General features: G+C 72.2%; 14 protein-coding genes, 1 tRNA gene and 1 pseudogene. 6 read left to right on the top strand and 10 right to left on the bottom strand.

The window, feature by feature from the left end; translation table 11 throughout:
* Positions 1-5 precede the first annotated feature (5 nt).
* The 3 genes from AC6RUA_RS07665 (at position 6) to yciH (ending at position 3,859) form a co-directional block, all read left to right on the top strand.
* On the top strand, positions 6-1,094 hold the full coding sequence (locus tag AC6RUA_RS07665; protein ID WP_499815338.1) for a DUF58 domain-containing protein: 1,089 nt from the start codon (positions 6-8) through the stop codon (positions 1,092-1,094).
* Entirely contained in the window at positions 1,091-3,394 is a 2,304-nt protein-coding gene (locus AC6RUA_RS07660; protein WP_499815337.1) for a transglutaminase TgpA family protein, read from the top strand. Before AC6RUA_RS07665 ends, AC6RUA_RS07660 begins: the two co-directional genes overlap by 4 nt.
* 171 nt (positions 3,395-3,565) lie before the next feature.
* Complete coding sequence (gene yciH, locus AC6RUA_RS07655) at positions 3,566-3,859, top strand: stress response translation initiation inhibitor YciH (protein ID WP_499815336.1); 294 nt, start codon at positions 3,566-3,568, stop codon at positions 3,857-3,859.
* A 105-nt stretch (positions 3,860-3,964) separates the two neighbouring features.
* On the opposite strand, the gene AC6RUA_RS07650 is transcribed toward yciH, so the two are convergent.
* The 8 genes and pseudogenes from AC6RUA_RS07650 to AC6RUA_RS07615 all read right to left on the bottom strand — a co-directional run bounded on the left by AC6RUA_RS07650 (position 3,965) and on the right by AC6RUA_RS07615 (position 9,906).
* Positions 3,965-4,333, bottom strand: coding sequence for a rhodanese-like domain-containing protein (locus AC6RUA_RS07650; RefSeq protein ID WP_499815335.1), 369 nt, complete (start codon positions 4,331-4,333; stop codon positions 3,965-3,967).
* 69 nt (positions 4,334-4,402) lie between these two features.
* On the bottom strand, positions 4,403-4,966 hold the full coding sequence (locus AC6RUA_RS07645) for an NUDIX hydrolase (RefSeq protein WP_499815334.1): 564 nt from the start codon (positions 4,964-4,966) through the stop codon (positions 4,403-4,405).
* A complete protein-coding gene (locus tag AC6RUA_RS07640) occupies positions 4,963-5,646 on the bottom strand; it encodes an NUDIX hydrolase (protein ID WP_499815333.1) in 684 nt (227 codons plus the stop codon). The genes AC6RUA_RS07645 and AC6RUA_RS07640 overlap by 4 nt, the downstream gene beginning before the upstream one ends.
* Positions 5,643-6,029, bottom strand: a complete 387-nt coding sequence (locus AC6RUA_RS07635) for a hypothetical protein (protein ID WP_499815332.1) — start codon at positions 6,027-6,029, stop codon at positions 5,643-5,645. Before AC6RUA_RS07635 ends, AC6RUA_RS07640 begins: the two co-directional genes overlap by 4 nt.
* A gap of 57 nt (positions 6,030-6,086) precedes the next feature.
* The gene (locus AC6RUA_RS07630; protein ID WP_499815331.1) at positions 6,087-6,581 is read right to left on the bottom strand and encodes a DUF5809 family protein; all 495 of its coding nucleotides are present in this window, start codon (positions 6,579-6,581) and stop codon (positions 6,087-6,089) included.
* A gap of 409 nt (positions 6,582-6,990) precedes the next feature.
* A pseudogene (locus tag AC6RUA_RS07625) lies at positions 6,991-7,128 on the bottom strand (DUF5810 domain-containing protein); the annotation flags it as partial.
* An 84-nt stretch (positions 7,129-7,212) separates the two neighbouring features.
* The gene (locus AC6RUA_RS07620; RefSeq protein WP_499815330.1) at positions 7,213-7,806 is read right to left on the bottom strand and encodes a GNAT family N-acetyltransferase; all 594 of its coding nucleotides are present in this window, start codon (positions 7,804-7,806) and stop codon (positions 7,213-7,215) included.
* Positions 7,807-7,917: 111 nt separating this feature from the next.
* Positions 7,918-9,906 (bottom strand): aconitate hydratase, encoded by a 1,989-nt coding sequence (locus tag AC6RUA_RS07615; protein WP_499815329.1) that lies wholly within the window; start codon positions 9,904-9,906, stop codon positions 7,918-7,920.
* 180 nt (positions 9,907-10,086) lie between these two features.
* Between AC6RUA_RS07615 and AC6RUA_RS07610 the strand changes: the two genes are divergently transcribed.
* Positions 10,087-10,548 (top strand): deoxyuridine 5'-triphosphate nucleotidohydrolase, encoded by a 462-nt coding sequence (locus AC6RUA_RS07610; RefSeq protein ID WP_499815328.1) that lies wholly within the window; start codon positions 10,087-10,089, stop codon positions 10,546-10,548.
* A gap of 100 nt (positions 10,549-10,648) precedes the next feature.
* A complete protein-coding gene (locus tag AC6RUA_RS07605; RefSeq protein WP_499815327.1) occupies positions 10,649-12,256 on the top strand; it encodes an ATP-binding protein in 1,608 nt (535 codons plus the stop codon).
* 150 nt (positions 12,257-12,406) lie between these two features.
* Here AC6RUA_RS07605 and AC6RUA_RS07600 read toward each other — a convergent pair.
* Positions 12,407-12,480 (bottom strand) — tRNA-Lys (locus AC6RUA_RS07600).
* Positions 12,481-12,574: 94 nt separating this feature from the next.
* Between AC6RUA_RS07600 and AC6RUA_RS07595 the strand changes: the two genes are divergently transcribed.
* Positions 12,575-13,879 (top strand): M20/M25/M40 family metallo-hydrolase, encoded by a 1,305-nt coding sequence (locus AC6RUA_RS07595; protein WP_499815326.1) that lies wholly within the window; start codon positions 12,575-12,577, stop codon positions 13,877-13,879.
* On the opposite strand, the gene AC6RUA_RS07590 is transcribed toward AC6RUA_RS07595, so the two are convergent.
* Positions 13,849-14,520: a DUF7119 family protein gene (locus AC6RUA_RS07590; RefSeq protein WP_499815325.1), complete on the bottom strand. Its 672-nt coding sequence runs from the start codon at positions 14,518-14,520 to the stop codon at positions 13,849-13,851. The genes AC6RUA_RS07595 and AC6RUA_RS07590 overlap by 31 nt on opposite strands.
* Positions 14,521-14,603 lie beyond the last annotated feature (83 nt).

Here is a 14,603-nt window from a genome sequence, read left to right as displayed (position 1 = left end):
CCCCCGTGCGTCTCACCAGACGCGGGAAGGCGATGGTGGGCGTCGTGGTTCTCGCGGTGCTGTCCGCGGCGCTGTTCGGCCCGCGCGCGCTCAACGCGGTGGTCATCCCCGGCGGCGTCGCACTCGCGGCGGCGTACCTCCAGTTGCGGTGGACGGACCCGCCGCGCGTCGCCCGCGACACGCCGCCCGACGACCACGCCGGCCGGACCCACGCCGTCCGGCTGTTCTTCGGCGACCGGGACGGGCCGCGCCCGGACGAGGAACACGGGCTCTCGCGCCCGTTCGCCGGCGTGGTCCGCGAGCGGGTCGGCGACGGGCTCTCGGCCGACGGGACGACGGTCGAGACGGTGGTCGGCGTCGACCCGGTCGAGTACGAGGTGACGTACGAGACGCGCGGCCAGCGGGTCCTCGGTCCGGCGTCGGTCACGGCCCGCGACGTGCTCGGCGTCGCGGAGACCGAACTCTCGACGACGGGCACCGACCCGGTGCTCGTCTACCCGACCGTCCACGCCATCGCGGGGTGGGCGCGCCGCGACCTCCGCGCGCTCCACGAGATCGGCGTCCACAGCGAGCGCCGCGAGTTCGACCGCCTCCGCGAGTACGACCACGGCGACTCGCTGCGCGACATCCACTGGAAGTCGACCGCGAAGCGCGACGACCTCATCGTGAAGGAGTTCGCCGCCGAGGCCGAGGCGGAAGCCGTCTCGCTCGCCGCCGGCGCGGCGGCCACGGCGGACGCGGCCGACGGGATGGCCGAGGCGACGGCGAGTCTCGTGCTCGCGCTCGTCGAGGACGGCGTCCCGGTCGACGTCCACCTCCCGGACGGCACGCTCAGGGTCAGCGCCGAGCGGGGGAGCCAGGTTCGCCTGCTCGAACGGCTCGCGGTCGCCGGTCCCGGCCGCCTCCCGGCCGACGACACCGACATCGCCGTCTACGGCGAGACGGGGAGCGTCCGCGTCACGGTCGGTGAGAGCGAGACGGCGTTCGCGGACCTCGTCGCCCCGCGGCCGGCGGCGTACGACGCCTCGCGGTCCGACGCGGCCCGCCGCGAGACTCTCGAGACGGACGCCGACGCGGAGGAGGTGGCGGCGTGAGCGGCGCCCGCGGCGGGGGCGTCCGCTCGCCGTCGGGAGCGGCGTCCCGCGAGCGAAAGCGCGGACTCGGACTCCGACGGGTCGCGTCGCCGTCGGTCCTGCCGGTACTCGGCGTCGTCCTCGTCATGGGGTCGTTCGTCTCGGTGTTCTACCACATCACGGACGTGGTCGGCGGCACGGGCCTGCTCGTGCTCGAACTGGCCCTGACGGTGCTGCTCGCGACGTGGCTCGGGCGCGTCGTCGGCGAGCGCACCGCGGTCCTGCTCTCGGCGGTCGGGTTCACGCTCGCGATGCTGGGGTACGTCCTCTCGGTCCCGCAGAGCGCGCGCGCGCTGTTCACCCTCCCGCGCGTCGTCGCGGACGTGCTCGCACTGTTCACGGGACTCCCCGCGCTCCGCCTGCTGAACGTCGGCGCGTGGGCGCTGTTTCTCGCGCCGGTGCCGACGTTCCTCGCGTGGTACCTCACGGTCCGCCGGCGGTACGTGTGGGCGGCCGTCGTGGCCGGAGGGACCACCGGGTTCTTCGTCCTCACGAGCGACGCCGGGCCGGGCGTGACGCTCGCGGCCGCCGTCGGCGTCACCGTCGCCGTCGGGTTCGCGAGCCTCGACGCGGGCGGCATCCGTAGCCTCTCGGCGCAGTGGGACACGCTCGCGGTCATCCTCGCGGTCATGGTCGTGCTCACCTCCGTCGTCACCGTCGTCCCGGGGAGCGCGGCGAGTCCGGCGCTGCCCGGCGCGCCGACGCCCACGGTCGAGTCGAGCCTCGTGACGAACAGCGACCGGGTCGGCATCCTGGGGAGCATCGCGCTCTCGCCCGAGGTGCGCTTCACCGTGACCGCGTCCGAGTCGAACTACTGGCGCGTGGGGTCGTACGACCGGTACACCGGCGGCGGGTGGACCCGGAGCGGCCAGTCCTCGCCGTACGAGGGCCAACTGGCGGCCCCGCCGGGCGAGACGAGCCGGCTCCGCCAGCGCGTGACGGCCAGGTCTGACCTCGACGCGCTGCCGGCGGCGTGGAAGCCGGTCGAGATACGCGGCAGGCCCGCCGAAACCGCGCAGGTCACCAACAACGACGGGCTGAAGCCCGGTACGACGCTCATCGAGAACGACAGCTACGTCGTCGTCAGCGAGGTGCCCCAGTACACGGAGGAGGAACTCCAGCGCGCCGGGACCGACTACCCCGACGCCGTCGCCGCCCGCTACACCCAGCTTCCGGGGAGCACGCCCGACCGCGTCGAGAACCGGACGGACGAGGTCATCGACGAGGCGGGCGTGAACAACCCGTACGACGCCGCGGTGGCCATCGAACGGTACCTCGAGTCGAGCAAGTCCTACTCGCTCGACGTCGCCCAGCCGAGCGGCAACGTCGCCGACCGGTTCCTGTTCGAGATGGAGTCGGGCTACTGTGTCTACTACGCGACGGCGATGACCGTGATGCTGCGCACGCAGGGCATCCCGGCGCGGTTCGTCACCGGTTACACGCCGGGCCAGCGCGTGGCGGAGGACGAGTGGGTCGTCCGCGGACTCGACTCGCACGCCTGGGTGGAGGTGTACTTCCCGGACGTCGGCTGGGTCCGGTTCGACCCGACGCCCGGCGGCGAGCGGCGCAGCGCCGAACAGTCCACGCTCGACGAGGCTCGCGCCGCCGGGACCGAGAACGTCGACACCGGCGACTCCGAGAATCAGACCTACTCCACGGCCACGGCCACCAGCACCGCCGGGAACGAGACGTTCGGGAACGTGACCGGTGCCGGCGCAACGCCTATCGGACCCCGCAGCGGGCCGCCGGGGTCGATGCCCACGGCCGGCGGGGGGAACCTGACGGGGTCGTTCACCGTGCCCGAGGACGTCGCGGGCGGTGCCGGCGGCGCGGGCGGCGAGGACGAGGGGTGGACCCCCGGTCGCGACGACGCGGTGCTCGGCGCGGCGGTGCTGCTGGGCGTCGTGGCCGGAGCCAGGCGGTTCGGACTCACCGCGCGGGCGTACCGCGCCCTCTGGCTCGTCCACCAGTCCCGGCAGGACCCCCGGACCGACGCCGAACGCGCCTTCCGGCGACTGGAGTACCTCGCGGGGGTCGTCGCCCGGCCGCGCCGGCCGGGCGAGACGCCGCGCCAGTACCTCGACGCGCTCGCGACGAGTCGGTTCGGCGAGCGAGCGCGCGCCGTCGGCCGGGCGTACGAACGCGCCCACTACGGCCGCGGCGTGAGCGAGGCCGACGCCCGCGACGCGGTCGAAGCCACGGACGCGCTGGTGTGGCACCACGCGCCCGTCCTCCGCAGGGTCGGCCGGCGGCTCTCGTGAGTGGTCGGTCGGCGGCGCCCACGAAAGTCGCGGACCGCGTGTGCGGCCGGTCGAGTGACCTCCGCGCTCCCGCGGTAAGCCGAGTCAAATCCCCCGACTGCGGCCGGACGGCGGCGGTCGTTCGAACACCCGACACTGTTTAATATGGCGGTCCTGTAGGTCATACCGGAAATGTCCGAGGTATGCTCGACGTGCGGATTGCCTGAGGAACTCTGCGTCTGCGAGGACGTCGCCAAGGAGTCCCAGGAGATCAACATCCGCATCGACGAGCGCAGGTACGGCAAGGAGGTAACGATCATCGAGGGGTTCGACCCCAAGGACGTGGACATGAGTTCGCTCTCGTCCGACCTGAAGTCGAAGTTCGCCTGCGGCGGTACCGTCGAGGAGGACTCCATCGAACTTCAGGGCAACCACACCGGTCGCGTCGAGGAGTTCCTCCGCGACAAGGGCTTCAACGTCGCGTGACCCGTACCTGACACCCGTCGTCAGAGCCGACGCGTTCAGTTCTCCGTTCTTCCGCCGCTCCGAGTCCTACCAGTCGTACCGTCGCTCGTGTCCGTCGTCGTCGGCTCAGAACGGGGGCTGCGGTCCCTCGTCGGCGGTGCCGTCGCCCCCGTCCGCGGAGGTCAGGTCGCCCTCCCAGGCGGTCAGGCCGCCCGCCATGCTCTCGATTGTCGCGCCGGCCGTTCCCTCGTACGAGCCGATGAGTCGGGCGGCTTGGACGCTCGCCTTCCCGTGCGGGCAGACCGTGACGATACGCTCCGCGTCCGCGAACCGCTCCACGGTCGCCGGGAGTCGGTCGAACGGGACGTTCTCCGACCCGGGGATGTGTTCGCGCGCGAACGCGCCCTCGTCGCGGATGTCGACCACGCGCACGCTCCCGTCGCTCGCGCCGCCTAGGAGGTCCTCGACCGCCGCTGGCGATATCTCGCCGTCCATACCGCCTGAACCCGGTCCTCGGGGAAAAACGCGTCGGGGCGTCCCGACGGCCGGACGCGCCCCGTCGGCTCAGAGGTGCCCCGTCTCGCGCGCCCACAGCAGCGGCGTCACCGCCCACCCGACGGTTCGACGTTCGAGCGCGTCGCGTACCGCCGCCTCGACCGGCACGCGGTGGACCGTCAGTTCTTCCCCGTCGTCGGGGTTCGGGTCGCCGGCCGACAGGTCGCTCGCGTAGACGACGTGGCGGGTGTAGCGGTCCCACCCCGACGGGTGGTACGACCCCAAGTGTTCGACCGTTCCCGCCCGGTAGCCCGTCTCCTCGCGGAGTTCGCGGGTCGCCGCCGCCGTCGCCTCCTCCCCGGACTCGATTTCGCCGGCCGGACACGCGCGGAACCGGCGCCGGAACCGGGGCCGGTACTGCTCGACGAGGACGAGTTCGTCGGCGCTCGGGTCGTGTGCGACGACCGCCACCGCGTCGCTCGGTTCGACCCAGTAGTACCGCGCGACCCGGCCGCCCGGCCGTTCGACCGCGTCGTACCCCGCGGTGAACCACGGCGTCTCGTACTCCGTCGCCACGTCCTCGACCGACCACTCCGGCGGTCCTCCGCCGGTACCGTCCCACGACCCGGTCACAGCAGCCCCTCCTCGCGCGCCAGCAGGACGCCCTCGACGGTGGCGTCGTTCGTCGGTTCCGCGCGCGCGACCCGGACCGCCTCGTCGACGGGTACCGCCCGCGGGGTGAGGAACTCGTTGTCGTCCAGCGACCGCTCGACCGGGGTGAGGTCCTCCGCGAACACGAACGCGCGGCGGTGCCGGAGCAGTCCGGTCGAACACCAGAGCGTCTGGAGCAGGGACGTACTCCTGGCGTCGAACCCCGTCTCCTCCCGGAGTTCGCGCGCGGCGGCCCCGGTGAACGACTCGCCCGCCTCCACGACGCCCGCCGGGAGTTCCATCTGCGTCTGGCGGACCGTCGGGCGGTACTGCTCGACGAACAGGAGACTGTCGTCCGTCCGGGCGACGAGGACGACGGCGGTAGCAAGTTCGGCCCAGTAGTAGCGCTTCGTCCCGCCGTCGGGCTGTTCGACCAGGTCGTACCCCGCGGTCACCCACCCCGTCTCGTACTCGACGTCGCGCTCCAGAACGGGCCACGCCGGGTCGCCCGGCCAGTCGTGCCGTCTGCCGTCGTCGAACGCCGGCGCGTCGTCGGTCCACCCGGCGTCGGCCGCGTCGGGACCGCCGCCCGCGTCGCCTCGCTTCTCGCTTCCGTCCCCATCGTCGCGTCCGCCGCCGTCGGTCTCGGCTCGCTCGGTCATGGTTGAACGACCGAGACGCGGTAGCGCGTCCCGTTGTAGTTGACGAACACGGCGTCCTCTGTCGTCGCGTTCGCGGGCGCGAACTCGCGGAGCGACCGGTACTCGTCGAACGGCGAGTTGGCGAACGCCTCCTTCAGTCCGTACGGTCCCCGCTGGTACGGCTCGGACCGGCTGTCGGGCGATTCGAGCGCGCCGACCAGGTACGGGTAGCGCCGCTCGGGGTAGTCGGAGACGTTCACCGCCGGGCCGGCCGACCCGCTCGCCGTCGCGGTCAGGTAGTACGGGTCGCCCGACCCGAGGTACGACGGGAGCGCTCCGAGCGCGAGCAGGAGGACGAGGACGGCGGCGACAGACAGCACGAACAGCCGCGTGACGCGTCGCATGCGCGCGGTAGGGGCGTCCGGCGCAAACCCGTTACGACTCGTCGGTCTCGCCGGCGCTCACGACCCGTCGGACCGCTCGGGTTCTCCCGACTCCCCAGGTTCCGCGAACGCCTCCGACTCGTCGGAGCGGAGGTGCTCGCGGTACACCGCGCCGAACGCGCGCCGGCGGAGCGTCGCGAGCGCGGCCCGGCGCTCCTCGTGGTACGTCGCCGCCACGACCCGGCCGTCCTCGCCGGCGAACGGGACCGGGTGCCAGACGACGCGCTCGACGTCGTCGCTGCCGGCGACGTCCGCCTCGTAGTCGGGGTGGTCGGCCAGCCAGTCGTCGAACTCCTCGCGCGTCCCGACGTGGACGCGCAACAGCGAGGCGAACAGCGCGTCCCGGACCGTCTCGACCACGTCGCTCGTCACCCGGTCGCGGTACTCCGCACGGTCGAACGACATCGCTCGTGCGGCCTCGCGAGTCGTCACCTGCGCCGCCGGACCGAGTTCCTCGTACGCCTCGCGCGCCGCCGCGGTCGTCTCGGGGGCCAGCGTCCCCTCGGTGTCCATACCTGCCGTGGGGCGCTCCAGGCCAAGAATCGTTCCCTTTCCGCGCTCGCCGCCGCTCCGCGGCCCGCTCACTCCTCGTCGTCTCGTCTTCGTCCGTCGGCTCCGTCGGCTCCGTCGGCTCGGCGGTCTCGCCGTCGTCGCCGCCCGCCTCGGCGTCCTCGTCTAGCCCGTACATCTCCCGGGTCATGTCCTCGGCCTCCCGGAGCACCGACTCGACCGCCTCGTCGGCGACGCCCTGCGCCGCCCCCTCGAACCCGCCGGTCCCGCCCGCCGCGGCGGGACCGGGACCGGCGGTCGCCGCGCCGTCCCGGCCGTGGTCGTGCTCGTGGGCGGTGTCCTCGAACACCTCGTCGTACTCTGTCTCGTCCACGTGCTCCGTCACCCGGTCGGCGAGGGCCGCCGGCCGCTCGTCGCCCCACCCCGGCGCGTGCTCGTCGAGCCACGCCTCGTGGTCGTCCTCGCGCAGCATCGCGGTGAACGCCAGGTGGTTCGCCAGGTGCTCGCCGTCGCGCTGGGGCACCTCACACACCGGACAGGCGTATCCCATACCCGGCCCGTCGGGTCGCGGGCGGGAGAAGCTGACGCCTCGCGTCGCTCCTCGCTCTCGTTCCGCCTGCCCGCCCGCCCCCCGTCACCGGGCCGCGTCGGCCGTCTCGCCGCGGAGCCACTCCGTCGCGTCGAGCACCATCACGAACGCCGCCTCGCCGTCGGCGTAGTACCGCGGGACGCGCCGGGCCGGCTCGAACCCCTCGTCGGCGTACAGCGCCTGCGCCCGGTGGTTCGACTCGCGGACCTCGAGTTTCACCACGCTCGTGCCCGCGTCCGAGAGGGTGTACAGCGCGCGCCGGAGGAGCGTCCGGCCCAGCCCCCGGCTCTGCGCACCGGGCCGGACGGCGATGTCCTTGACGTGGCCGATGTCGCGGCCGTGGTTGGGAGTGAGGTCGCCGACGACGTAGCCGAGCACGTCGCCCGCGGCGACACCGTCCGCGCCCGACGCGGGTTCGGTCCCCGCCCCGTCGGCGACGAGGAACCCCGGCGCGTCGAGCAGACGCTCGAACGCCGCGAACGGCCACGGTTGGGCGAACACCGCCTTCTCGATGCGGAAGACGCCGAGCAGGTCCGCCCGCTCGGCGGGGCGGACGGTGACGCCCGTGGGAGGTCTGTCGGGGCCGCTCTCCGCGGTCTCCGCGGGGTCGCCGTCCCCCTGAGCCGTGGGAGCTGTCACAGGTCGTCTATGGAAGACCACGACATAAGCACAGCGGCCCCTCGAACGGCCGTCACTCGGAAAAAGAACGGAGTCGGTACCGACCGGAGTCGGGCGCCGGGAGCGCTCGGCTCAGTCGTCCGCGGGGGTCGCACCGCTCGACCCGGACTCGTGCTTGCTCTTCGTCCACGAGAGTTTGCCGCCGGCCGCGAGGATGTCGCGCTCGCGCTCGGAGGCGTCGAGGTGCGCCGTCGCCTCCCAGTCGTCGTTCACGCGGACGGTGAACTCCTCCTTGCCCGAGCGGACGCCCTCGCCGACGTCGTCGACGATCTCGACGTCGTCGCCCTGCTCGATCTTCCCGTACGTCTCCTCGTCGATGGTGAGCGGGACGAGCCCGAAGTTGAACAGGTTCGCCTTGTGGATGCGCGCGAAGCTCTGAGCGAGTACGCCCTCCACGCCGAGGAACATCGGGCACAGGGCCGCGTGCTCTCTCGAACTCCCCTGTCCGTAGTTCTCGCCGGCGACGAGGAACCCGCCGTCGGCGTCGAGCGCTCGCTGGGCGAACGAGTCGTCGACCCGCGAGAGGGTGAACTGCGAGAGCTTCTCGATGTTCGAGCGGAACTTGAGGATGTCCGCCGTCGCGGGGATGATGTGGTCGGTCGTGATGTTGTCGTCCATCTTCAGGAGCGCCTCGCCCTCGATGTTGGACGAGAGTTCGTCCTTCAGGGGGACGTCGCCGATGTTCGGCCCCTTCACGAGCGAGTCGTCGACCGCCTCGTCGGGCGCGATGATGTCGGGGTCGTCCTTCCCCATCCCCTCGCTGTAGGAGTCGCTCATCTCGAACCCGGGGTCCTCCAGGTCGCCGAGTTCCTCCGCCAGGTCGCGGGGGTCGACCAGTTCGCCCTTGATGGCGGCGGCGGCGGCGACCTCCGGCGAGCAGAGGTACACCGAGTCGTCCTCGATGCCCGAGCGCCCCTCGAAGTTGCGGTTGAACGTCCGCACGGAGACGGAGTCGGAGGCGGGGACGTGGCCGATACCGATACACGCCCCGCAGGTCGCCTCCGAGAAGTTGACGCCCGCCGCCATCAGCTCGGCCGTCCAGCCCTCGCGCGAGAGCATCTCGGAGGCCTGCTTCGAGCCGGGGGCGACGATCATCTCGGTCTTCTTGTCGGTCTCGCGGCCCTGCAGCATCTTCGCGGCCGGGAGGATGTCCTCGTACGCGCCGTTGGTGCACGAGCCGACGATGACCTGGTCGACGTCCGTGCCGGCCACCTCGCTGACCGGGACGACGTTGTCGGGCATCGACGGCGCCGCGACGAGCGGCTCTATCTCCGAGAGGTCGAGTTCGATTGTGTCGGCGTACTCGGCGTCGTCGTCCGCCTGGACGTCGACGTACTCGTCGCCGCGACCGATGAGGTCGAGCCACTCCTGCGTCTTCTCGTCGGTCGGGAAGATGGAGGAGGTGGCGCCCAGTTCCGTCCCCATGTTGGTGATAGTGGTCCGCTCGGGGACGGAGAGCGTCTCGACGCCCGGCCCGGTGTACTCGAGCACCTTGCCGACGCCGCCCTTGACCGTCAGTTCGCGGAGCATCTCGAGGATGACGTCCTTGGCGGTCGCCCACTCGGGGAGTTCGCCCGTGAGGTGGACGTTGACGACCTCGGGCATCTCGACGTAGTACGCGCCGCCGCCCATCGCCACCGCGATGTCGAGTCCGCCCGCGCCGATGGCGAGTTCGCCGAGTCCGCCGGGCGTGGGCGTGTGAGAGTCGGAGCCGAGGAGGGTCTTGCCGGGCGCGGCGAAGTTCTCCTTGTGGACCTGGTGGCAGATGCCGTTGCCGGGCCGGGAGAAGTACGCGCCGTAGGTGCCGGCGGCCGAGCGGAGGAAGCGGTGGTCGTCGGTGTTCTTGAAGTCGAACTGGTAGGTCTGGTGGTCGCAGTACTGCGCGGCGAGTTCGGTCTGGACCTCGTCCATCTCCAGCGCCTCGAACTGGAGCCAGACCATCGTCCCCGTCGTGTCCTGCGTGAGGACCTGGTCGATCTCGATACCGATCTCCTCGCCGGGCGTCAACTCGCCCTCGACGAGGTGGTCATCGAGGATCTTCTCGGTAATCGTCTGTCCCATATCAGCGGGGAATCCGCCCCGCTCGGATATAAATCCGGCGAGTTCCCCACTGGACGTTCGTGAGGGACGCACCCCCGTACGGCGATTTTTTCTGGAGGTCCCACCATCACGACCGGTGAGGACGCGGCCGCTCCCGCGCCGGACCGGCGGACTTTTCGCGGTCGCCCCGGCACGGCCGGTATGTTCGAATCGGGCGCGTACGTCGCCGACCACGTCGGGCCGCTCTCCGCCGACCAGGTCCAGCCGAACGGCGTCGACCTCACCGTCGCTGCGGCGTTCGAACAGACCGCCCCCGGTCGGGTGTCGACCGACGGCAAGCGGGTGGGCGAGCGGACGGAACTCTCCACGGAGGACGGCTACTACCGCCTCGACCCGGGCGGGTACGTCGTCCGCTACGGCGAGCGCCTGCGGGTGCCCGACGACCACGTCGGGTTCGTCTATCCCCGTTCGACGCTACTCCGCAACTCCTGTATGCTCAACACGGCCGTGTGGGACGCGGGCTACGAGGGGCGCGGCGAGGGACTGTTGCAGGTGCACCACCCGGTCGAACTCGAACCCGGCGCGCGGGTCGCGCAGTTCGTCCTCGCGCGCGCGGACCACGAGGGCCGCTACGAGGGGAGCTACCAGGGCGAGCGGCTCTGAGTGCGGCCGGATTACGACGTAACGCTACCCGTCTGACGAAAGATTGTTATCCGATGGTTCACTAGTCGACAGTCGACCCGGAAAAATCTGGGAGAGACGGATGCCCGACACCAAACCGGACCTCTACACGCGCGCGTTCCGTGAGACGGCGAACCCCGCCATCATCGCGGACACGGACTTCGTCATCACGGACGTGAACGACGCGCTCACCGCGATGATGGGGTACGAGCGCGAGGAGTTGGTGGGGTCGACGCCGCTGCCGTTCTTCAACGACGAGGAGGTCTACCAGGACGTCGTCACCGCGCTCTCGAAGGAGGAGCCGTGGGTCGGCGACTTCGAGGCGACCACGGAGGACGGGCGGCTCGTCTACGGCCGCGGGTCCGTCACGCCGCTCGTCGTCGACGGGGTGTGCGAGGGGTACGTCGCCGTGTTCACCGACATGACCCGCCGCCGGCGGTACGAGGAGTCGCTTCGCATCCTCAACCGGGTGCTCAGGCACAACCTGCGCAACGACGCGAACGTCGCGCTCGGCCACCTCGAACAGGCCGTCGAGCGCGTCGACGACCCGGACCTGAGCGCCTCGCTCGAGACCGCTACCGGGCGGGTCGAGGACATGCTCGACCACGCGCGGACAACCCGTCGCTTCAGCGACGTGCTCACCGGGAACGGCGGCGACTCGCTGGGCCCGGTCGACCTCGGGACCGCGGTCGACGAGGCGCTCGTGGACGCCTCGATAGACCAGCAGGGGGCCGAGGTGGTCGTCTCGTTCCCCGACGACGCCGCCCCGCTCGAGGTGCTCGCCGACGGAATACTCGCCCCGGCGCTCCGCGCGGTCATCGAGAACGCCGTCGAGCACAACGACAAACCGACCCCCCGCGTCGAAATCAGCGTGGCTGAACACGACGACGGCATCACCCTCTCAATCGCGGACAACGGTCCCGGCATCGACCCCGACCGGCGCGACCGGGTGCTCGGCCGCGAGGAGCGCACCCAGGTCGACCACGGCGAGGGGCTCAGTCTCTTCTTCGTCGACCAGTTGATGGAGATGTACGGGGGGCACGTCTCGGTCCGCGCGAACGACCCGGGGGGGACCGTGTTCGACCTCCGCTTCCGCCGGCCGGACGCCCGGGACGACGCCGAGCCGATGGGGGACGACGACGCGGCGCCGGCCGACGGGGGCACCCAGCAACCGGACGCAGTGCCGAACGGCGGCGGTCCGACGCCCGACCAGGCGGCGTTGACCGACTCGTCCGGCGCGGACGCCGGCTCGGCCGAGCCGCCGGACGAGATGCGCGCGAACGCGCTGGCCGCGGACGCGCTCGGCCGGTCGGTCACGCCCGCCCGCCTCCTCGGCGAGGCGGACGGGTTCCCGCGGCTCATCGACGCGCTCGGGCCCGACGACCGGCCGAACCACGTCCTCCTGCTCCGCCGAGACGACCCGCTCCGGCGGGAGGAGGCCGTCGACGTACCGTTCCGGGGCGACGGCGCGGCGGTCCTGACGGACGACGCCGTCCGCGTCGTCATCGGCGGCGGGGCCGGCGGGACGTGGACGCTCCCGTACGCCGACCTCACCGCCGTCGGCCGACAGGGGAACGCGGTGGTGTTCGACACGACCGGCGGCCGGTTCCGTCTCCACCTCTCGGACGCCGAGGAGGAGGCGTTCGTCGCCGCGGCCGTGGCGTTCCTCGAACGCGAGATTCTCCACTGACGCGACCGGTTCCGGACGCGGGACGGAGAACACGGGCTGGGAGGGATTCGAACCACGGTCGTTCCGCTCGCGTCGCTCGCTCGACTCCCCGCTTTCGCATCCCCCGTCCGGTTCGCTCGCCGTCTCGCGGTCGCTCGACGGTTCGCTGCACGGGCTGGGAGGGATTCGAACCCCCGACCGTCCGGTTAAAAGCCGGACGCTCTGCCTAACTGAGCTACCAGCCCTCACCCCGTTTTCCCGTCCGGCCCGCATAAGCGTTTACGAAGCCGGCGCGGCCGCCACGCGAACGCTTACGCTCCCGGCGCGACAGGCGACCGTATGCCGGAGACCCCCGACATCCGCGCGTTCACAGAGCGACTCTGCCGCTTCGAGACGACCGGCGGCGACGAGGCCGACGCCGCGGCGTGGGTCCGCGACCGCCTCGACGCACTCGGGTTCGAGACGTACGAGTGGGAGGCGGACCCCGAGACGCTCGCGGCGCACCCCTCGTTCCCGGACGACCCCGCGGACATCGACGCCGCCGGGCGGCCGAGCGTCGCGGGCGCGCTGTCGTTCGGCGACCCGGACGCCGGTCCGACGCTCGTGTTGAACGGCCACCTCGACGTGGTGCCGGCCGACGCCGACCTCTGGGACGGCGACCCGTTCGACCCCGCGTGGTCGGACGACGGCGGGGCGCTCACCGCCCGCGGCGCGGCGGACATGAAGGCCGGCCTCGCCGCCTGCGTCTTCGCCGCACTCGACCTCAGCGAGTCGGAGCCGTCGGAGCCGTCGGCCCCCTCGGACGCGTCGCTCGACGGCCGGGTCGTCGTGGAGGCCGTCGCGGGCGAGGAGGAGGGGGGCATCGGCGCCGCGGCGGCGGCGCTGGCGAACCCGTACCCGTTCGAGCGCGACGCGGCGCTCGTCGCCGAACCGACCGAGTTGACGGCCGTCACGACCACCGAGGGGACGGTGATGAAGCGGCTCCGCCTCCACGGCCGGAGCGCGCACGCCGCCACGCGCTGGCGCGGCGAGGACGTCCTCCCGCGGTTCGAGCGGGTCCGCGCCGCGTTTCAGGAACTGGAGACCGAGCGGTGCGAGCGCGTCACCCACCCCCTCTACGAGGAGTACCCGGTGGCGTGGCCCATCGTCTGCGGCCGGGTCGAGGCCGGGTCGTGGTCCTCGACGGTGCCCGGGACGCTCACCGCCGAGTGGCGACTCGGCGTCGCTCCCGGGGAGTCCGTCGACGAGGTGGAAGCGGAGTTCGAGGAACGGCTGGCGGAGGTGGTCGCCGAGGACGAGTGGCTCTCGGAGCACCCGCCGGGGTTCGAGCGGTTCTCCGTCCAGTTCGAACCGGCCGAAATCGACCCGGCGGAACCGGTCGTCCGCGCGCTCCGTACCGCGATGGCCGACGAGGGCGTCTCGGACACCGCTCCGCGCGGGGCGACGTACGGCGCGGACTCCCGACACTACGTCGCCGCCGGCATCCCGACGGTGGTGTTCGGTCCGGGCACCGTCGAGGAGGCGCACTTCCCGAACGAGACGGTTCGGTGGGCGGAGGTGGAGCGCGCGCGTGCGGTCGTCTCGACCGCCGCCCGTCGGTTCCTCGCGGGCGACTACCCCGACCGGGGGTCCCGGGGATCGTAGGCGTCGAGCGCGTCGGCCACCACCGCTCCCGGGTCCCGGTTCTCCATCGAGGCGCGGACGTGGAGCCGCCGGTACGCCTCGGACGGGATGGTGAGTTCGACCCGGCCGGGTTCCACGCCGTGGTCGCGGAGGACGGCCTCCGGGTCGCGTCCGTCGTTGATGGCCGAGGCCATCGTCTGGACCTCCCTGACCGTGAGGTCGGCGTCGACGGCGGCCCACGCGAGCGTGAAACGGGCCTCGCCGTCGACGCGCGCGATGTGTTTCGCCGCCGTCGGCGCGATGGCGCCGCGAGCGACGTACCGGCGGATGGACTGGGGCAGGTCGTGGACGCGCGCCCACTTGCGCACGAACGAGACGGAGACGCCGTCGCCGGCGCGTTCGACGGCCGCCTTGTACGACCCGGTGCCGCGGACGAGCGCCGCGCAGGCGGCCGCGCCCCGCAACATCACCACGTTGTCCGCGTCGGTCCCCGGTTCCGCCGCGAACCGGGCGACCGTCTCTGCGGCGGCCTCGACGCTGTCCGGGTCGGTCGGGTCGAACCCGACCGCTTCGTTCGCCCGGTCGCCCGTCACCGACGGGTCGCCGCGGACCACCGGTGCTCCGACCTCGGCCTCGCGGTCCGCGCGACGCTCGTCGCTCATTGAGCACGGTTGGGGTGGCCGACGCAAAAGGCTCTCGGGCCAGGCCGGTCCTGCCGCACGACTCCCTCGGGTAGCCCGCAGCC

The organism is Halorarum sp. SLYT50, assembly GCF_059821265.1.
This window is presented reverse-complemented; position numbering and strand designations above follow the sequence as displayed.